The organism is Ferrovibrio xuzhouensis, from assembly GCF_042648965.1.
Lineage (GTDB): Bacteria > Pseudomonadota > Alphaproteobacteria > Ferrovibrionales > Ferrovibrionaceae > Ferrovibrio > Ferrovibrio xuzhouensis.
Genome location: NZ_JBHRYJ010000004.1, coordinates 130,184 through 147,494, shown reverse-complemented (window position 1 = coordinate 147,494; position 17,311 = coordinate 130,184). Strand labels below are relative to the sequence as shown.

Annotated in this window: 20 protein-coding genes and 1 tRNA gene; 6 read left to right on the top strand and 15 right to left on the bottom strand. The window is 65.0% G+C overall.

Going from position 1 to position 17,311, the window contains the following annotated elements:
- Positions 1-44 precede the first annotated feature (44 nt).
- From ACFOOQ_RS17250 to ACFOOQ_RS17230, 5 genes are all read right to left on the bottom strand, one after another.
- Positions 45-137, bottom strand: a tRNA-Ser gene (locus ACFOOQ_RS17250).
- Between the two features lie 94 nt (positions 138-231).
- Positions 232-741 carry a YbaK/EbsC family protein gene (locus tag ACFOOQ_RS17245; protein ID WP_379728845.1) on the bottom strand — a complete coding sequence of 170 codons (510 nt, stop codon included), beginning with the start codon at positions 739-741 and terminating at the stop codon, positions 232-234.
- Between the two features lie 7 nt (positions 742-748).
- A complete protein-coding gene (locus ACFOOQ_RS17240; RefSeq protein WP_379728844.1) occupies positions 749-1,375 on the bottom strand; it encodes a glutathione binding-like protein in 627 nt (208 codons plus the stop codon).
- A 3-nt stretch (positions 1,376-1,378) separates the two neighbouring features.
- A complete protein-coding gene (locus tag ACFOOQ_RS17235; RefSeq protein WP_379728843.1) occupies positions 1,379-1,813 on the bottom strand; it encodes a GNAT family N-acetyltransferase in 435 nt (144 codons plus the stop codon).
- 101 nt (positions 1,814-1,914) lie between these two features.
- Positions 1,915-2,619 carry a glutathione binding-like protein gene (locus ACFOOQ_RS17230; RefSeq protein WP_379728842.1) on the bottom strand — a complete coding sequence of 235 codons (705 nt, stop codon included), beginning with the start codon at positions 2,617-2,619 and terminating at the stop codon, positions 1,915-1,917.
- 241 nt (positions 2,620-2,860) lie between these two features.
- Here ACFOOQ_RS17230 and ACFOOQ_RS17225 point away from each other — a divergent pair, with 241 nt between their 5' ends.
- A complete protein-coding gene (locus ACFOOQ_RS17225; RefSeq protein WP_379728841.1) occupies positions 2,861-3,334 on the top strand; it encodes a hypothetical protein in 474 nt (157 codons plus the stop codon).
- Positions 3,335-3,424: 90 nt separating this feature from the next.
- Positions 3,425-4,120: a glutathione S-transferase family protein gene (locus tag ACFOOQ_RS17220; RefSeq protein WP_379728840.1), complete on the top strand. Its 696-nt coding sequence runs from the start codon at positions 3,425-3,427 to the stop codon at positions 4,118-4,120.
- A gap of 3 nt (positions 4,121-4,123) precedes the next feature.
- On the opposite strand, the gene ACFOOQ_RS17215 is transcribed toward ACFOOQ_RS17220, so the two are convergent.
- From ACFOOQ_RS17215 to ACFOOQ_RS17195, 5 genes are all read right to left on the bottom strand, one after another.
- The gene (locus tag ACFOOQ_RS17215; protein ID WP_379728839.1) at positions 4,124-4,351 is read right to left on the bottom strand and encodes a hypothetical protein; all 228 of its coding nucleotides are present in this window, start codon (positions 4,349-4,351) and stop codon (positions 4,124-4,126) included.
- A gap of 79 nt (positions 4,352-4,430) precedes the next feature.
- Positions 4,431-4,643, bottom strand: a complete 213-nt coding sequence (locus tag ACFOOQ_RS17210) for a hypothetical protein (protein ID WP_379728838.1) — start codon at positions 4,641-4,643, stop codon at positions 4,431-4,433.
- Positions 4,644-4,788: 145 nt separating this feature from the next.
- Positions 4,789-6,243, bottom strand: a complete 1,455-nt coding sequence (locus ACFOOQ_RS17205) for an N-acyl-D-amino-acid deacylase family protein (RefSeq protein ID WP_379728837.1) — start codon at positions 6,241-6,243, stop codon at positions 4,789-4,791.
- A gap of 1 nt (position 6,244) precedes the next feature.
- On the bottom strand, positions 6,245-7,174 hold the full coding sequence (locus ACFOOQ_RS17200) for an NAD(P)-dependent oxidoreductase (RefSeq protein ID WP_379728836.1): 930 nt from the start codon (positions 7,172-7,174) through the stop codon (positions 6,245-6,247).
- A 59-nt stretch (positions 7,175-7,233) separates the two neighbouring features.
- Entirely contained in the window at positions 7,234-9,495 is a 2,262-nt protein-coding gene (locus ACFOOQ_RS17195) for a PAS domain-containing sensor histidine kinase (protein WP_379728835.1), read from the bottom strand.
- A 203-nt stretch (positions 9,496-9,698) separates the two neighbouring features.
- Between ACFOOQ_RS17195 and ACFOOQ_RS17190 the strand changes: the two genes are divergently transcribed.
- The gene (locus tag ACFOOQ_RS17190) at positions 9,699-11,003 is read left to right on the top strand and encodes a flagellar hook protein FlgE (RefSeq protein ID WP_379728834.1); all 1,305 of its coding nucleotides are present in this window, start codon (positions 9,699-9,701) and stop codon (positions 11,001-11,003) included.
- A 16-nt stretch (positions 11,004-11,019) separates the two neighbouring features.
- On the opposite strand, the gene ACFOOQ_RS17185 is transcribed toward ACFOOQ_RS17190, so the two are convergent.
- On the bottom strand, positions 11,020-11,325 hold the full coding sequence (locus ACFOOQ_RS17185) for a plasmid stabilization protein (RefSeq protein ID WP_379728833.1): 306 nt from the start codon (positions 11,323-11,325) through the stop codon (positions 11,020-11,022).
- Between the two features lie 184 nt (positions 11,326-11,509).
- Between ACFOOQ_RS17185 and ACFOOQ_RS17180 the strand changes: the two genes are divergently transcribed.
- On the top strand, positions 11,510-11,956 hold the full coding sequence (locus ACFOOQ_RS17180) for a CBS domain-containing protein (RefSeq protein WP_379728832.1): 447 nt from the start codon (positions 11,510-11,512) through the stop codon (positions 11,954-11,956).
- Between the two features lie 9 nt (positions 11,957-11,965).
- Here ACFOOQ_RS17180 and ACFOOQ_RS17175 read toward each other — a convergent pair whose 3' ends face one another.
- Both ACFOOQ_RS17175 and ACFOOQ_RS17170 read right to left on the bottom strand, forming a co-directional pair.
- Positions 11,966-12,337, bottom strand: coding sequence for a hypothetical protein (locus ACFOOQ_RS17175; RefSeq protein WP_379728831.1), 372 nt, complete (start codon positions 12,335-12,337; stop codon positions 11,966-11,968).
- A 36-nt stretch (positions 12,338-12,373) separates the two neighbouring features.
- On the bottom strand, positions 12,374-13,807 hold the full coding sequence (locus ACFOOQ_RS17170) for a hypothetical protein (RefSeq protein ID WP_379728830.1): 1,434 nt from the start codon (positions 13,805-13,807) through the stop codon (positions 12,374-12,376).
- A 233-nt stretch (positions 13,808-14,040) separates the two neighbouring features.
- On the opposite strand from ACFOOQ_RS17170, the gene ACFOOQ_RS17165 reads away from it, so the two are divergent.
- Together ACFOOQ_RS17165 and ACFOOQ_RS17160 are read left to right on the top strand one after the other, a co-directional pair.
- Positions 14,041-14,616 (top strand): chromate transporter, encoded by a 576-nt coding sequence (locus ACFOOQ_RS17165; protein WP_379728829.1) that lies wholly within the window; start codon positions 14,041-14,043, stop codon positions 14,614-14,616.
- A complete protein-coding gene (locus ACFOOQ_RS17160) occupies positions 14,613-15,143 on the top strand; it encodes a chromate transporter (RefSeq protein WP_379728828.1) in 531 nt (176 codons plus the stop codon). The genes ACFOOQ_RS17165 and ACFOOQ_RS17160 overlap by 4 nt, the downstream gene beginning before the upstream one ends.
- A gap of 15 nt (positions 15,144-15,158) precedes the next feature.
- Here the strand turns inward: ACFOOQ_RS17160 and ACFOOQ_RS17155 are convergent, their stop codons facing one another.
- Together ACFOOQ_RS17155 and ACFOOQ_RS17150 are read right to left on the bottom strand one after the other, a co-directional pair.
- Positions 15,159-15,767, bottom strand: a complete 609-nt coding sequence (locus ACFOOQ_RS17155; RefSeq protein ID WP_379728827.1) for a DUF6655 family protein — start codon at positions 15,765-15,767, stop codon at positions 15,159-15,161.
- Between the two features lie 75 nt (positions 15,768-15,842).
- Complete coding sequence (locus ACFOOQ_RS17150; RefSeq protein ID WP_379728826.1) at positions 15,843-17,309, bottom strand: hypothetical protein; 1,467 nt, start codon at positions 17,307-17,309, stop codon at positions 15,843-15,845.
- Between the last annotated feature and the right edge of the window lie 2 nt (positions 17,310-17,311).

The window sequence follows — 17,311 nt, the reverse complement described above, 5'->3', positions numbered from 1 at the left end:
GGGCGGGGCGATACCGATGCTGGTCGGGGACGCGGAAAGGTAAGTGGCGGAGGGGATGGGATTCGAACCCACGATACACCTTGACAGTGTATAACGGTTTAGCAAACCGCCGCCTTCAGCCACTCGGCCACCCCTCCGCACGCGAGTGGGTATTAACACGGCGTATGCGGGGCCTCTTCTAAGGGCCCTCGGGGGGCCTGTCAACGTCCTCGACCGGGGTCCGCAACCGGGTCAGCCGCCGGCCGCGATGGCCGCCGCCGGTGCCCCGGTCCAGTCCAGCAATTCCCGGTATTTCAGCGGAAACACCGCATGGGGATGGCCGGCCGCGGCATGCAGGGTCTCGAACCGTGCCAGGCTGTCGTCAACGGCGATCGGCAGCGGTGCCGGATGGCCCAAGGGCGCCACTCCGCCGATGGCAAAGCCGGTTGCCGCCCGCACCAGTTCGGCATCGGCCCGCTTCGGGGTGCCGTCCAGCCCGAGCGCCCGGCCGAGCGCCGCCACGTCGCATTGCCGGTCGCCGGCCACCAGCGCCATGACAGCCCGCTTTTCGCCATTCTGGCCCTGATGGGCGAAGACCAGCGACTTGACGATGGCACCGACCGGACAGCCGAGCGCCGCGGCAGCCTCGGCCGCAGTACGCGCCGAATCAGACAGCACGATCACCCGCTCGCCGGCGCCGCGCTCGATGAGCGCAGCACGCACCCGGCGCACGGAGGGATTTTCGAGGATCGCTTCCGTCACGACGGCCTCAGGGGATCTCGAAGCCGCGCTGCACCGCCGGCCGCGCCGCGATGATATCGAACCAGCGCTTCACATGCGGATAGTCAGCCAGATCGACCTGATGCCATTCATGGCGTGCCGCCCAGGGCTGGGTCGCGATATCGGCAATCGAATACTCCTTGCCGGCAAGATATTCGTTCTTGCCCAGATGACCGTTCAGCACGCGATAGAGCCGCTTGGCCTCGGTGGTGTAGCGCTCGATGCCATAGGGCACCTGCTCCTTGGCGGCGCGCAGGAAGTGGTGCGCCTGGCCCAGCATCGGACCGAAACCGCCCATCTGCCACATCAGCCACTGGATCGCCTGCATGCGTGCGGCGGCATCCTTGGGCAGGAACTGGCCGGTCTTCTCGGCCAGATAGATCAGGATCGCCCCGGACTCGAAGATCGAATAAGGCTTGGCTCCATAGGCGGCCGGCGGCTCATGGTCGACGATGGCGGGAATCCGGTTGTTCGGGCTGATCGCCAGAAAGTCCGGCGCGAACTGCTCGTCCTTGCCGATATTGATCGGGAAGACCTGATACTTCACGCCGGTCTCCTCCAGCATGACGGCGACCTTGCGGCCGTTCGGGGTGCCCCAGGTATAGAAATCGATCACGGTTCAAACCTTCTTCAGGAAGTGAAAAGCGGAAATGCTGTAGCGCTGGCGGAAATAGAAACGATGCGCCTCGGTGCGATGGGTGCCGCTGTCGAGATCGACGACCTTGCGGCCCTCGCTTTTCGCCAGCGCCTCGACCCAGTCGAGCAGCACCGCGCCATAGCCGCGCGAACGGCCGGTCGATGTGGTGACGAGATCGTCGACATAGATCATCGGCCCATGCACCAGCCGCTCCTGCCGGCGAAAGCCGATGCAGGCGGCAGGCACGCCATCGTTGCCGGCGGCATAGGCGAGCACAAAGCCCTCCTGCTGCTGGCGCTTTACCCGCTGCACCAGCTCGGCGGCATCCTTCAGGTGCGGCCGCAGCTCGTGCATCACCGGAAAACAGGCGGCGATCTTCGCATCGGTATCGGCGATATGGACAGTCGGTGGTGACATCAATGGCTCTCTGCTGGAAAATGGGATGCCCGGGTCAAGCCCGGGCATGACAAAGCAAACCTCGTCACCCTCGGGCTTGACCCGAGGGTCCCATTTGTTGCTTACGCCTTCACCACGGCGGCAGTCTGGCCGAACAGCACCTTGCGGGCTTCCTCGGTCACAGTCGGCACACCCTGGTTGATCGCCTTGCCCTTCTCGTAGGCCACCTTGGTGGCCGGGCGCGCCCAGATGCTGTCGAACCAGCGCTTGAGATGCGTGAAGTCCTCGAGCTTCTGGCCCTGCCGCTCATGCGGCACGATCCACGGATAGCTCATCATGTCGGCGATGGTGTAATCGTCGCCACAGATGAAGGCGCGGCCATCGAGGCGCTTGTTCAGCACGCCATAGAGCCGGTTGGTCTCGTTGACATAGCGGTTGATGGCGTAGGGAATCTTTTCGGGCGCATACTGGCTGAAATGGTGGTTCTGGCCGCACATGGGCCCAAGGCCGCCCATCTGCCACATCACCCATTCGGTACACAGGGTGCGGCCGCGCAGGTCCTGCGGGATGAATTTTTTATACTTGTCGGCGAGGTACAGCAGGATCGCGCCGGACTCGAAGACGCTGATCGGCTCGCCGCCGTCGGCGGGCTCTGAGTCGATGATCGCCGGCATGCGGTTGTTGGGCGAGAATTTCAGGAAGTCGGGCTGGAACTGCTCGCCCTTGGAAATGTTGACCGGCTTGATCGTATAAGGGATGCCGGCTTCCTCGAGAAACAGCGTGATCTTGTGGCCGTTCGGGGTCGGCCAGTAATAGAGATCGATCATCTTGGGAACTCCGTTTTTGCGAACAGCAGATTGCGGCATCGGCGCCCCGGCGGCAACCCGCGCAGGCCCGGCGCTGGCATGCGACCTAGAGCCGGAACAGGTACTTATCAAGCACTGGTCAAGCACTGGCGCACGGTGACGTGATCCTGTGGCGTAATCCTGTCGCCGGCCGGCGGCCTCGCGTATTTTGCGATATCGGCAGGGCCAGCATATATCTTGAGTCTGCCCCGAATACAGTGCCATGCTGGACGCCATGCAGCAGATATCGCAAGCCGACATCGCGCCGGCCGGTCCCGGCCTGCGCCTCGGCACCCCGGCCGATTATGTCGATTTGCAGGTCGAGGGCGATCTGCTGGTCGTGGAGCTTGCCGGGGCCGTACCGCTTGCCCTGGTGCGCGAGGCGCTGGCCGGCGGCCGGCAGGCCGGCTGGATCAGGGCGGCCCGGCCGGCACTGATCGACCTGTCGCAGTTCAGCGGCAATGTCGACTGGGCCGAGCTGCGCGCCATCAGCCAGATGGCGGACTGGACGCCGCCCGGCGGCCGCATCCTGCCGGTCGCCTATGTGTCGGACCATACGCTGTTCGTCATGCTGCTCAAGCTGGTGCAGGTCTTCTTCCCCTGGGCGCGGCATCGCGCCTTCGGCCGCCGCGACTGGGCACTGGACTGGCTGATGCGCGAGACCCGGGCGGCCGAAACGGAAACCGCACCGGGCTGACCTCCCGTCGCAACTGCCGGAGATCAGCCGGTTGCCCTGCGGGACCGTTCCCTATACGTTTCCTGACCGCCCGTGATTACGGAGACGCCGATGTCCGCCCCCCTCACCCTGTATTCCGGCCCGCTCAGCATGTTCGGCGCCAAGGCCGAAATCGCCGCCCGCGAAAAGGGCCTGCGCTTCGAACTGGTGATGGTCCCCTTCGCCATGGCGACGCTATACAGCCCGAAGCACCCAGAGGTCGAGCGCATCAACCCGAAGCGCCAGGTGCCGGTGCTGGTCCATCGCAGCAACGGCGGCCCGGATCTCGAGCTGTTCGATTCCACCCAGATCTTTGAATATCTGGAAGACCTCGCCCCCGATCCGGCGCTGTGGCCGCGCGAGACGGCGGCCCGCGCCCGCGCCCGCCAGCTCGAACTGCTGTCCGACGAAATCTATTTCCCGCATATCATCCGCCTGATGGGCCTGCAGCAGACGCCCGACGATCCGGCCGCGATTGCGGCACGCGGCGCCGCCGCCGGCTTCTACGGCCGCATCGAAGGCCTGCTCGCCGACGGCCGCGCCTGGCTGGCCGGCGCCGATTACACCTATGCCGACATCGCCTTCTTCATGGCCTGCATCTTCGGCGACCGCATGGGGGCGCCGATACCGGACCAGGCCGCCCATCTGATCGCTTGGCGCACGCGGATGAGCGAACGCCCGGCGGTGCGCCAGGTGGCCGGCGCCATGGGGCGCTGGCTGCTGGGCCAGCACCGGCCGCTGCCGGCCTTCGTGCAGGCGATGGTGTGAAGACTAACGGATGATGGCGCGCAGCTTGCGCTCGACGATCACCGGCACCGGATCGATGCCCTTCAGCATCAGGCTGAGGCTGGAGCGCGGCACGTCGACCCGGGCGGCGATATCGTCCATCGTGGTCTTCGCCATGCCGCACCAGCGCTGCACCATCACCTCGGTCTCGCGCGGAAAATAACGCTCTTCGCCCTGCGGACGGATATCTGGCAGCAGCGACGACATTTGCATGGTGGGTCCCCGTTCAATCCTGTTGGCTCGAGTATGCCCGCACTCCGTGTGCAGAACAACTGGTAATAGTATAGCCAGACTAGCCGATCATGCCGCGCAGCTTGCGTTCCACCGACGGCGGCACCGGATCGACGCCTTTCAGGATCAGGCTCAGGTTGACCCGCGGAATGCCGATCTGGCGGGCCAGGGCGTCAATGCTGGTGCTCGATTCCGCGCACCAGCGCTGCACCGTCACATCAGTATCACGCGGAAAATAGCGGGCATCGCCCTGCATTCGGGTGTCTGGCAGCATCGGTATCTCCGGGGAGGAGAATTATTCGTCTGCGGAGTACCAGAGCATGCCATCCCGGTAAATTCAATTGGAAATAGTGTTGCAGACTCTGCTTATCCTTGTGGATAACTCGGAAGACAGAGCACCAGACTACGAATCTGGAGCTTTACGCATTCCGCGTCACCAGCCGCCCGGCGGTGGCCCCGGTGACACCCTTGCCTCCCACATAGCTCGACACGCCGTTGACCCAGACCTCGGCGATGCCGCGCGCCGGCGTCTTCGGCGCCGTGAACGTCGCGGTGTCGATCACGCTGTCCGGATCGAACAGCACGAGGTCGGCGAAGGCATTCTCGCGCAGGCTGCCTCGATCTTTCATGCCGAAGACCCGCGCGGTCAGGCCGGTCATCTTGTGCACCGCGGCCTCCAGCGTGATCAGGCCGAGATCGCGGGCATAATGGCCGAGCACGCGCGGAAAGGTGCCCCACAGGCGCGGATGCGGCATGTCGTTGCTGGGGATGCCGTCGCTGCCGATCATGCTGCGCGGATGGGCGATGATCCGCTGCACATCCTTCTCGTCCATCATGAAATAGATGGCGGCGGCCGGCAGCAGTTTCTTCGCCGCCGTCACCTGGTCGGTGCCCCATTCCTTTGCGATATCGGCCAGCATGCGGCCGGCCATCTCCGGAAACGGTTCCGACGAACTGATCTGCACCGGCATGTCGTCACGCAGGCGGTCGGGCAGCAGGGCGGTCGAGCTGGCGGCATAAGGATAGACGTCGAAATCAACCGTCTGCTCTTTGGCACCGCGGTCGATGCGGGCGAGCGTCTCCGGCGAACGGCCGAAATTCTCCGGCATGGTGCATTTGTGATGGCTGATCACCACGGCGCTGCCGGTGTCGCGGCCGATCTTCAGGGTCTCCTCGATGGAGGCAACCACCCCGTCGGCCTCGTCGCGCATATGGGTCACGTAGAGGCCTCCGCGTGAGCGCAGGGCCTCGGCCACGGCGATAACCTCGTCGGTCGGCGCGGCGCGGCTCGGCGGATACCACAGGCCGGTGGAGAAGCCGGACGCGCCCTCGTCCAGCGCCTCGGTCAGGCGCTGTTTCATCTGCGCGGCCTCCCTGTCGGTGGCGGCGCGCTGTACGTCATGATCCATGGCCTGCACGCGCAGCGACATATGGCCGACCAGCGCATAGGCGTTCACCGCCGGTGGCTGGCGCCGCAGCTGCTCGGCATAAGCGCCGAAGCTGGGGAATTTCCAGTTCTCCGCCCCGCCGACCAGGTCGAGCGGCGCCGGCGGGCGCTTCGTCATGGTGGCCGGCGCCAGGCTGATGCCGCAGTTGCCGATCACCGAGGTGGTCACCCCCTGCGACAGCTTGCATTCCATGCATTCGGCGCCGCAGAGCACGGCATTGTCGTCATGGGTATGGGCATCGATGAAGCCCGGCGCCAGCGCCAGCCGACCCTCACCCAGCACTTCACGATCGCCGCTGTCGGCGCCAAGGTCGCCGATGGCGGCGATCCGGTCGCCACTGACGCCGAGGTCGCCGCGCCGCGCCGCCCCGCCGCTGCCGTCATAGAGCATCACATCGCGGAACAGCAGGTCGAAGCGGCGCGCCATCTTACTTCCCCTCTTTGGCAATGCGGCGGCTGTGGTCGAGTGCCGCCTGGATCAGGTTGTCACTGGCTTCCGGTGTGCGAAAGGCCGAATGCGCCGACAGGGTGACATTGTCGAGCGCGGTAAGCGGATGGCCGGCCGGTAGCGGCTCGACATCGAAGACATCGAGCCCGGCATGACCGAGCTGGCCGGATTTGAGCGCGGCGATCATCGCCGCCTCGTCGACCACGGCGCCGCGCGCCGTATTGACCAGGATGGCGCCTTTTTTCATCTGCGCCAGCCGGGCCGCCGAGAGGAAGCCGCGCGTCTCCTCGTTGAGCAGCAGATGCACCGACAGTACGTCGCTGTGCGCCAGCAGGGTGTCGAGATCGGTGAAACTGACGCCAGGATGCGATTTCGGACTGCGGTTCCAGGCCAGCACCGTCATGCCGGCGCCGCGGCAGAGCCGCGCCATCTCGGCGGCGATGCCGCCAAAGCCGAGCAGGCCGACCGTCTTGCCGGTCAGTTGCACGCCGTCGCTGCGCAGCCAGTTGCCGGCCCGCATGCCACGATCCATGACGGCAAAGCCCTTGGCCGCCGCCCACATCAGGGCGAAGGCGCATTCCGCCACCGCGGTGTCGCCATAGCCCTTGATCAGGTGCACGCTGATGCCGAGTTCTGCCAGTTCCTCGACATTCATGTAGCTGCGGGCGCCGGTGCCGAGGAAGACAACGTGCTTCAGCCCCTTGCACTGGCGGGCAATGTCGGTCGGCAGATAGGTGTGGTCGATCCAGCAGGCCGGTGCATCGCCGAGCAGTGCCGGCAGATCTTCGGGCTTGATGTCGGGCTGGCGGTTCACCTGCAGCGGCGGTTCGCCGGCGGCATGCAGGCGTTCGGCAATGGCGCCGAGGGTCGGGTTGGCGTCGACGAAGACGGAACGGAAGACAGCAGACAAAGCGCGACTCCGGCTGGCGGGACAGGAAGCCGCAGGATAGGACAGCCGACTGCCGTCTGTCAGGTCTTGGCGTCCTGGGGAAAGCTGATGCTGAAGCGGGTGCCCTCGCCCGGTCGGCTGGACACGGCAATGGTACCGCCCAGCACCTGGGTGACCAGATTATAGGCAATATGCAGGCCGAGCCCGGTGCCGCCGGTGCCGCGCCGCGTGGTGAAAAACGGATCGAAAACCCGCGGCAGGCTGTCCGCGTCGATGCCGCGGCCATTGTCGCTGAACTCGATGCCGATGCGGCCCTCGCGCGGCCGGGTCACCCGGATGCTGATCCGGGCTTCCGCCGTGTCGTCGTCAAAGGCATGCTGCAGGGCATTCATCACCAGATTGGTGATGATCTGGCCAAGTGCGCCGGGCCGGTTGGTGACGACCAGACCTGCGGGACAGTCGACCTGCACCGGACGCGCCAGCGAGCGCAGCGCCGGCGCCAGCGACAGCATGATCTCGCTGAGGTATTCGGCGAGGTCGAAACTGCGGATCTCGTCGGTGCTCTGGTCGGCCGAAACCTGCTTGAAGGCCTGGATCAGCCGGGCGGCCCGGCCGAGATTGGCCTGCATGATCCGCGTCGCCTCGGTCGCCGCCTCGAGGAAACTGTCGAGATCGCTGCGCCGCAGCTGGCCATCCTGGAAATTGCCGGACAGCCTGGCGATCTCCGCGGCCAGATGCGAGGCAGCGGAAACGCCGATACCGAGCGGCGTCGAGATCTCGTGGCTCATGCCGGCGACCAGCGAGCCGAGCGAAGCCATCTTTTCCGACAGGATCAGGTTGGCCTGTGCCTCGCGCAGTTCGGCCAGCATGCGCTCGGCCTCTTCCTTGGCCCGCCGCAGTTCGTCCTCGATGCGGCGGCGCGCCGTGATATTGGTGCGCACCACCACAAGGTCGCCGGACGGCGTGACGCGCTCATGGATCAGGAACCATTCGCCGGCGGCGGTGCGGATTTCCACCATGCGCTCCGGGATGCGGCGCCGCGTCTGGCCGGCCACGCGCACCGAACCGGCATTGCTGTTGCCGCGGTCGAACACGCCGCGGTCGTAGGCACGCTCGACCAGTTCGTCGAAGGTCATGCCGATCGCCTGATCCACGGTCAGGCCATACAGGGCCGCGAAGCGGCTGGAGCAGACCGTGACGGTGTCATTGGCGTCATAGATAGCAAAGCCGTCGCCGGCCACCTCGACGGCATGGCGCAGGCGGCGGTTCAGCGCATAGCGCTCCGAGGCATCGAAAATGGTCAGCGAGACGGAATTGTCGGGCAGCCGGCCGATGGTGAACTCCAGCACCCGGCCGGTACTGCGCAGGCGGATCGCCGCGACGCTGGCCCGGCCGCGCAGCAGGCGGTCGACATGGTAGCGCACGTCCGACAGGTCGAGATCACCGAGATCGCCACGCTGGATCAGGAAACGGATCAGCGCCTCATAACGGTCACCCGGAATGATCGACCCGGGCGGCAGCGCCAGCAACTCCACGCCACGGCGGTTCAGGGTGTGGATATAGCCGTCGGGGTCGAACAGCACGACGCCGACCTGGAGGGAATCAAGCGCCCAGGCCTGGTATTCGCTGCGCCGGCGGCTTTCCTGCCGCGACAGGGTCAGCGCCTCGGTAACCCGGTTGGCCTCGCCCTGGGCCAGGTAGGAGCGGCGCCGGTCGAGCTTGGACTGGCGCATCCCGATAAAGCCCAGCCCGTTGGCCGCCGTCACCATCAGGACAACGGCAACCACATCTTCTGGATGCATGGGCAAGCGCAACAGCGCGGCAACCAGCGTGCCGATGCTGAAATAGGCCGCGTTGCCGATAATGCCAACACCCGAGCAGGGTACCAGCAGGTAATAAACCAGCAACACCGCGAAGGTCAGGGTCGGGCCACCCAGGCCCGGCGGCGGTGCCGTAATCCAGGTGAGGAAAACCAGCGTGGACAGATTGGCCATGCCAGCCGTGATCGCGACATGCAGGATCGCCGCGGTCGGCGCCCGCATCACCACCACTTGGAAGATCAGCCCGGTGACCAATCCGACGCAGCGGATCATGGCGGTCCAGTAGAAGGCCTGACCGAGACCGAGCACAAAATAATCGCGGATCACCAGCAGGAAAAAGGCCGCCGTAGCCGCAATGCCGCAGATGAACAACAGCTGGCGGATTTCCTCGCGCCGCGCCTCCATGAAAGTCCGCTCGAACCGCAGGTCGCGGAATTCCCCCGCCCAGTTGAAGGGCGGCAGGCGGCCGCCTGGCGGGTCGTCGCGCGTGAGAGGCGCGGTCTGGAACGGTGTCTGCAGCATCTGTCCGATGGCCGAAAGGGCCGGCACATTATGGCCGGCAGCCCGGCAGCAACAAGCCAAAACGGCAGTTTTTGCCGGGTCGCCGAACTGCCGCCGGAGGCTTAGTCATGTTATTTCAGAATGTTACGGGAAAACAAGACGCGGCACGATGCTTGCTTTGCTGCTGCCGACAGATGTCTTAACAGGACACGGGAGTCTTTCGCATGTCGATCTTCGCCTCGATGGATACGGCCATACTGGGAATCAATGCCCAGGCTGCGGCGATCGGACATATTTCCGATAACGTGGCCAATGCCAGTACCAACGGGTACCGGCAGGTCAGCACGGCCTTCTCCGATCTGGTCACCAACAAACTGATGGGCGCCAGTCCGGTGACCGACAATACCCGGAATATGGGTGTGCTTGCACTGGCGGATTTCAATAACCGCAAGAACGGCCAGATCATTCATGACGACAGCCTCACCTCCATCGCGGTGAACGGCAACGGCTTCATCCCGGTAGAACGTGCCACTGGCTTCAGTACGACGGACCACACGCCATCCGGCTTCGACAGTCAGGTCTATTACACCCGGCTCGGCGACTTCCATATGGACAATTCGAACCGTCTGGTGAATTCCGCCGGCTACTATCTGATGGCGACAACGGTCGGTGGCACAACGCCCAGCGATTTCGTCGTCGATACCGACGATATCGCCGCGGTCCCGGCCAGTGTCGTCAACTATACCCTCAACCTGCCCTCCTCGGCCCTGGTCGGTCGCACCATCACCAACGGTATCGGCATCGTCGATGCGACGGGCGTCGAGCGGCAATTCCAGGTTCAGTGGCAGAAGACCGCTGCCGACACCTGGAGCATGACGGTCAATACGCCCGATGCGACACCGGCCAGCTTCGGCCCCGTCAGCGTGACCTTCGCGAACGGCGTGCTGAGCACCATGACCTCGACCGATCCGAACATCACCGTCACCGCCGCCGGCAATGCCGTGGCGACCCTCAGTCCCGACTTCGGCTCCGGCGCACAGGCAATCACCTTCAATCTCGGCACCTTCGGCGGAGCCTTCTCCACCGCGAACACCAGCGGCCTGACCCAGTTCGCCACCAACGATGCCAATGAATCGAACTTCAGCATCACCCAGAACGGCCTGAAAACCGGTGCCTTCCAGAATGTCTCGATCCAGGAAGACGGAGAAATCGTCTACAACTACAGCAATGGTCGCACCCAGGTCGGTGGCCAGATCCTGCTGGCGAATTTCCCGGAGCCCGACCGCCTTAATCGTCTCGACGGCACCGTTTTTACTGAAACCTCGGTCTCGGGCGACGTCGTCTATGGCGTACCGGGCGGCTCCAATGGCACAGGTCTGCTGGTCAGTTCCGCGGTCGAGCAATCGAATGTCGACGTTGCCGAGCAGATGACCCACCTGATATCCGCACAGCAGGCCTATGGCCTGAACAGCCAGGTCCTCACGGCTTCGAACGAAATGCTATCCCGCCTGATCGACATGAAACGCTGATTGCGGACAGATACGCCTAACTGTCCGCATTCCGGCGCCGCGTGGCGGCAGCCTTTTTGGCCGATGCAACACGCGCCGCCTTCGGGCGCGCCGCAGCCGCAGCTCCGCCCTTGTGGCCGCCCTTGCGCGCTGACGCCTTGTTCTGTGACGTGCCGCGCCCGCTCCCGCTCTGCTTGCCGCCATGGTCCATCTTGTTCACGGTGGCCCAGGCGCGGCGCTCGGCTTCCTCCTCGCCGACTCCGCGCTCGCGGTAGCCCTCTTCGATATGCTCGGCCTTGCGCTTCTGCCTTTCGGTATAGGCGGATTTGTCTCCACGCGGCATCACGGCCTCCTGCTTGCGCTGCGATATCTGCCAGATATTCCCATCATGCCGAAGCTCGCCGGATATCGGCCGGAGAATTCTGTGACCTCGCTGTGACTCCGCGCGTGGCGTCCGTCGGCGCCTTGTGTGGCCGTCGATACCGCCTAGATGGCAGGGGCGATCACCAACAGAGGAGACCGACATCATGCGTGTAAGCGAAGTCATGACCCGGGATGTCCGCCTGATCTCGCCCGATCACAGCATCCAGGAAGCCGCCGGCATCATGGCGGATATCGACGCCGGCGCCCTGCCGGTCGGCCAGGATGACCGTCTGGTCGGCATTATTACCGACCGGGATATCGCCATCCGCGGCGTCGGCCGCGGCTGCGATGCCGCAACGAAGATCGGCGAGGTGATGAGCGCCGATATCAAATATTGCTTCGACGATGAGGATATCGGCCATGTGGTCAAGAACATGGGCGATATCCAGGTTCGCCGGCTGCCGGTGATGAACCGCAGCAAGCGGCTGGTCGGCATCCTGTCGCTCGGCGATATCGCCACCGAAGGCAATCAGAAGCAAGCGGCCGAGGTAATCAGGAAAGTGTCGGAACCGAACGGCCAGCACCGCCAGAGCATGGCAGGCATGCGCTGATCGCCACTGTCATTCGCGCGTACATCTGGTCTGCCGGTCCGTAACGGTATAGCGGCAGGTCAGGTCCGTCGTCTTGTCGGGCAAGGCCACCTTGAAGGTGTTGCCTTCCATGCGACGGAGCGCATAGCCGTTGGAGAACTGCAGCCAGCCGAAGCTGTCGAAATGCGCCGTGATGCCGGTCGAGAAGGTCAGGTTGCGGCGCCGGTCTTTTTTCACCGTGTATTTGCTGTCATATTCCAGCGTACCGTCGGCGAATTCGCGGATCACCTTGTCGTTGCTGCACAGGGCTACCTTGGGGTCATCGGTGATGCGACAGCCGAAAGAAGCCGGCGGCGACCAGATCAGGATTCCGTATAGCGTTGCTTCCATCAGATTCATCATGACGTCACCATCCGATTGCGACTCACGGCTACCGGATCATACCGTGAAAAATGCCCGGATGCGTGGTTCGTCGGCGCTGTCCCGGCAGGTATAGCGGGCAGCAACCAGCCCGTCGGTCACCCGCACCACCTCTGCATCGGCGGCAAAATCGATCATCAGGCTAGCATTGCGGATGGTGACGGTAATCGACATCCGGTCGCCGACGGCGATGCCTGGTGGACAGGGCCCGAATTGAAGACCGGCCGGACTCCAGTTGCGCAGCGGGATTCGCAGATTGCCGACCGCCACGCTGTCCTCGATTCCGGCCTGGCCGCGCTGCATCTGCCGCGACCCGGTCGGGCGGACCGCGCGCGCCAGATGACCGCGAAACAGCTCCAGCATGCGTGCCTTGCGCTGCTCCGGGATATCGGCGGTGACAAGCGAACCGGAGATTTCCGCCGCCAGGTCGGTGAAATCCTCGCGCGTCGCCTGCGGCCCGACGAACTTGGTCGCGAAATCCCGGTGATCGAGATAATGCTCAAGGATCCCGTGCAGTTCGAAGCGCGCCCCCGACTCCTCGATCTCACGGCAGAGCTGCAGCAGCACGATGGCCTTGCGGGCATACTCGGGCTCGCGCGCCAGCAACGGATTGAGCTGATCGGGCATGGCGAAACGGCTGAAGCGCCGCGACAGCGCGGTGGCGAGCTGCCAGTCGGCCTCCAGCTCCGGCACGGCGCGCAGGCGCTGCCGCAGGGCCAGCATCGCCACCCACTCCTCATGGGGCTCCGGGCTGTACAGGTGCAGTGAACCGCCGAGCAGTTCGAGCAGGCGTTCGCGCATGGCTGCCATGCAGCGTGGCAGGTCGGCAAGGCCGCCGCGCGCCATGATGCGGGCCATCACAGGTGTCGGCGCCGTCGCCCGGTCGCCACCGGCACCGCAGAGCGACAGGCACAGATCCAGCAGCCGCGGCCGCTCGACATCAGCGCCATAGATATCCATCGCCGCCGGCCGCATGCGCAGGATTTCCGACAGCGTCTGATCCAGCATGCCGTGACCCGTCTCGATGGTGCGGGAATCCAGCAGGTCGAGGCAGCGCAGGCAGCGCTCACCCCAGGACGGCACCCGCGACAGCAACTGTGACAGCAGGATGCCGGTCTGCACCACGGTATCGATTTCCGGTCTGCTGCCGGGCGCTACCGGGCCGGCCGCATGGGTCCGGGCGATACGGTCCATGGCCGCCTCGGCAAAGGCCGTTAGTTCCTTCATCCGCTCGGACACCGGCCGCTTGGTATGCTGGCCTTGCAGCAGGGCGATGCGCTGCAATATTTCCTGAAACCGCGGTCCGTCATCGAGCAGGACCTGGTGCTGGGCCGGATCGAAGACGAGCTGGGTGGCGGTGATCCCGTGCCGTTCCAGATAGGCCCGGCCGACCTGAAAGATCACTTCGCGGGACTCGTCCCCCAAGGTCTGGATGTCGTTTTCGCAAAACATCTTTCGCCCATTCTGCGGCGCAGCATAACTCTTCGCCGAACTTAAGCGCCGTGAAACGCAGGATGGCAAGGCACACGCGCCTGTTGTTGCGTTTCACAACCCATTGGCGCGTATAGAGTTTTCATAAACTAGAATGGCGTGTTATCTCGCCCATGGCCCCGCTTGAGATTTTCTCAGGCCGCCGGGAAACGATCTCGATAGCCGGCAGGGACGGGCGGGATTATGCAGAGGCCATGACCTCCCCTGCCGTCTTGCCCGCGCCGGCTTTGCCGACAACGCCGCCAGCCAGCCTGTTTGCCCTGTTCACCGGCTTCCTGCAGGTGGCCCTGTGCAGCTTCGGCGGCGCCTTCGCCTGGGCGCACCGGATCCTGGTGCTGCAGCGCCGCTGGCTCAACGAACAGGAATTCGCCGAAGCGCTCGGCCTCTGCCAGGTGCTGCCCGGCCCCAATATCGTCAACCTGTCGGTGCATCTGGGCGACCGCTTCTTTGGCGTCCGTGGCGCCATCGTCGCGCTGGCCGGCCTGACCATCGTGCCGATCTGCATCGTCACCACGCTGGAGATTCTCTACGTCACCTTCAGCCATGTCGCCGCCCTGGTGCATGTGCTGGCCTATATGGGTGCCGCGGCCGCCGGTCTGGTGATCGGTGTCGGCCTGCGCATGCTGTGGCGCCTGCCGGCGCGGCCGATGGCCTATGCGGTGGCCGGCGCCGCCTTTGTCACCGTGGCGATGCTGGAACTGCCGCTGCCGCCGGTGGTGCTGGTGCTGGTGCCGTTGGCGATCCTGCTGGCCTGGGCGAAGCTGCTGTGAACGACAGCCCGCTGACCCATCTCATCCTCACGCTGGCCGGCCTGTCGCTGGTGGCGGTCGGCGGCGGCAATTCGGTGCTGCCCGAGATGCACCGCCAGTTCGTCGATGTGGCGCATTGGTTTGGCGATGCCGAGTTCAACCAGATGTATGCGCTGGCCCAGGTCTCGCCGGGGCCGAACGTGCTGGTGGTCGCCGTGTTCGGCTGGCGCGCCGCGGGCTATGCCGGCGCCGTGCTCGGACCGCTGGCCATGTGCCTGCCCTCTTCCGTGCTGACGCTGGTGCTCGGCCGCCTGTGGCACCGGTTCCGCGAGGCGCCCTGGCGCATGCGCATTGCCGCCGGCCTGGTACCGGTCAGCGTCGGCCTGGTGCTCTCCAGCGGCGCCGTGCTGGCCGGCAACCAGGATACCAACCTGATGGCGCTGGCGCTGACCACGGTGACCGTGATCGTCACTGCCGCGACGCGGCTCAATCCGCTGTGGTGCCTCGGCGCCGCCGGCCTGACCGGCCTGATGACCAGCCTGCTGTAGTCACGCCTTGGCGGGTCAGTGGTGATTGACCCATTGCTTTTCGTCCTCGGGCATCAGGTCGTTACGCGTCCAGTAGAAGAAGATCAGCACCGCCCGCTCGGTGGTATGAGCATAGCCATAGACCGGATCGACCGACTGGATCAGCGCGCCGGTCTTCGGATTGTAACTGGTGACCGCCAGCTTGATCACGCCCTGCTGGGTTTCACGCTTGTAGAAGGCGATTTCGGGCGTCTTGAGCGGCCCGGCCAGCGGCACCGGAATGCCGTAATCAGGAATGCCGTAGAGCGTCTTGTTATGATCGACCGACATCGCGCCGATGCGCGGCTCGACCGCCATGTCGGCCTGCTTCTTGTCATCGACCAGCAGACCGCCCTTGCGCAGGATCTGGTCGCGGATCGCGCTCAGCAGGTATTTCGCCTGAGTGCTGCCATCGGTGGCGCCGCCATCGACGAAAACCTTTGCGCCATCCGGCACGGTCAGCGACAGCTTGGCCGCCGCGCGGTCGGCCGCGGTGGAGAACAGCAGTTGTTCGGTGGCGGTGTGATCCGGTTCGGTTTCGCGAACGGTAGAGCAAGCAGCCAGCGACAAGATCAGCGCGGCAGATAAAACAAGGCTGCGGAACATCGACGACCTCGCCTGGGGATTTTCCCGGTTATCGACGCCAAAAAGGGCGAAAACATGGCGCCGGCGGCGGCGCCGTCAGTCGGCGAAATACTGCCGGATGCGCTGGGTCATCGTTTCATCGGCGCAGCGGTAGCGTGCCGCGATCATGCCATCGGTCATCTTCATCACTTCAGCCTTGGCGGCGAAGCGGATATCGAGCGCGGCATTGCGCACAACCACCGTGACATCGACGGTCTGCCCCGGCGCCAGTACCACCTTCGCTGGACCGAACAGCAGGCCGACCGGACTCCAGTTATGCAGGCGCATTGCCTGGTTGCCGATGCTGACGCTGTCGTCGGCACCGCCGATCACGCGCGGATCGCGCTGCGCCTCGCCGCTGCCTTTCTGCTGCAGGCCGGTGATGATTGCCGTGATCGCCGCCCGGAAACGCTCGCGCCGATGCTCGGGAAAGCTCGGATCCTGCAGCGCCAGGTCAAGCTGCTGTGCCAGTGCCAGCGCTTCGGTGCGGCCGGTACCCGGTTCAACGAAAGTGCTTTTGAAATCGCGATGCTCCATCTGGAAACCCAGCGAGGCCAGCAGTGCGGTACGCGCCTCGCCCTCGCCAACCACCGGATAAAGCCGGGCGAGGAACAGCGCCTTGCGGCCATAGGCCGGCAGTTCGGTGAGACCGCGGTTGAGCAGCTCGGCACCGGCCAGGCGCACGAAGCGCCGCTGCAGGGCATCGTGCAGCGGTTGCTCGGTTTCCAGCAGCGGCAGCGTGGCGATGCGGTCGCGCAGCGCCAGCAGCAGGGCCTGCTCGCCGGTCACGCTGTCAGCCAGCAGCGGCACCTGCTGCAGCGCTTCGGTCAGCAGTTCGCCGATGGCACTGACCGTGTCGTTCAGGCCACCGTCAATCTGCGCCTGCAGGCGGTCGCGCAGCAGATGGTCCTGCAGGTCGCGGGTGATCTCGCCGGCCAGCATCAGGCAGATGTCGATCTGCAGGCGCCGGTCGCCTGTGAAGCCGAACACTTCCATGGCGGGAGTCAGCCGCAGCAGTTCGGCCAGGGTCTGGTCGAGGTGGCGGCGGAACAGGCCGTCGGCGCCGCTTTCCAGCAGGTCGAGGCAGAGCACCGCCTTGCCATGCCAGTCGGCCTCGGCCAGCTGCGCGGCCAGAATGATGCCGGCCTGCAGCAGACCCTCATTGCCCTCCGCCGCCAGCCGTGACAGCGGCCGGCCGGCGAAGACGAAGTCCGACGGGATATTCCGGGTCAGCAGGTCGATGCGGCGCACGCCGGCGATGACCAGGCGATCGAGTTCCTCCTGACGGTCGGGGACCTGCTGGCGGGTCTGCTGGCATTGCGCGGTCGCAACGCGCAGCAGCATGTCGGCCAGCCGGTTGCCGTCATTGACCAGTACCTTCTGGCGCAGACGACCGAACACCAGCTCGACGGTGGTGATGCCTTCCTGCTCGAGATACGGCCGCGCCACCCGGAACGCCAGCTCGCGGGCGCCGATGCCGAAAAAGTCGAATTCGGTGGTGCAGTAGGAAACGTCGTCGCGCATGC

What these genes read in the sequence shown, in the direction of transcription:
- ACFOOQ_RS17235 (WP_379728843.1), bottom strand. Translation starts at nt 1,813, where the DNA reads ATGTCACCACCGACTGTCCATATCGCCGATACCGATGCGAAGATCGCC.
- ACFOOQ_RS17230 (WP_379728842.1), bottom strand. Translation starts at nt 2,619, where the DNA reads ATGATCGATCTCTATTACTGGCCGACCCCGAACGGCCACAAGATCACG.
- ACFOOQ_RS17225 (WP_379728841.1), top strand. Translation starts at nt 2,861, where the DNA reads ATGCTGGACGCCATGCAGCAGATATCGCAAGCCGACATCGCGCCGGCC.
- ACFOOQ_RS17220 (WP_379728840.1), top strand. Translation starts at nt 3,425, where the DNA reads ATGTCCGCCCCCCTCACCCTGTATTCCGGCCCGCTCAGCATGTTCGGC.
- ACFOOQ_RS17215 (WP_379728839.1), bottom strand. Translation starts at nt 4,351, where the DNA reads ATGCAAATGTCGTCGCTGCTGCCAGATATCCGTCCGCAGGGCGAAGAG.
- ACFOOQ_RS17210 (WP_379728838.1), bottom strand. Translation starts at nt 4,643, where the DNA reads ATGCTGCCAGACACCCGAATGCAGGGCGATGCCCGCTATTTTCCGCGT.
- ACFOOQ_RS17205 (WP_379728837.1), bottom strand. Translation starts at nt 6,243, where the DNA reads ATGGCGCGCCGCTTCGACCTGCTGTTCCGCGATGTGATGCTCTATGAC.
- ACFOOQ_RS17195 (WP_379728835.1), bottom strand. Translation starts at nt 9,495, where the DNA reads ATGCTGCAGACACCGTTCCAGACCGCGCCTCTCACGCGCGACGACCCG.
- ACFOOQ_RS17190 (WP_379728834.1), top strand. Translation starts at nt 9,699, where the DNA reads ATGTCGATCTTCGCCTCGATGGATACGGCCATACTGGGAATCAATGCC.
- ACFOOQ_RS17185 (WP_379728833.1), bottom strand. Translation starts at nt 11,325, where the DNA reads ATGCCGCGTGGAGACAAATCCGCCTATACCGAAAGGCAGAAGCGCAAG.
- ACFOOQ_RS17180 (WP_379728832.1), top strand. Translation starts at nt 11,510, where the DNA reads ATGCGTGTAAGCGAAGTCATGACCCGGGATGTCCGCCTGATCTCGCCC.
- ACFOOQ_RS17175 (WP_379728831.1), bottom strand. Translation starts at nt 12,337, where the DNA reads ATGATGAATCTGATGGAAGCAACGCTATACGGAATCCTGATCTGGTCG.
- ACFOOQ_RS17170 (WP_379728830.1), bottom strand. Translation starts at nt 13,807, where the DNA reads ATGTTTTGCGAAAACGACATCCAGACCTTGGGGGACGAGTCCCGCGAA.
- ACFOOQ_RS17165 (WP_379728829.1), top strand. Translation starts at nt 14,041, where the DNA reads ATGACCTCCCCTGCCGTCTTGCCCGCGCCGGCTTTGCCGACAACGCCG.
- ACFOOQ_RS17155 (WP_379728827.1), bottom strand. Translation starts at nt 15,767, where the DNA reads ATGTTCCGCAGCCTTGTTTTATCTGCCGCGCTGATCTTGTCGCTGGCT.
- ACFOOQ_RS17150 (WP_379728826.1), bottom strand. Translation starts at nt 17,309, where the DNA reads ATGCGCGACGACGTTTCCTACTGCACCACCGAATTCGACTTTTTCGGC.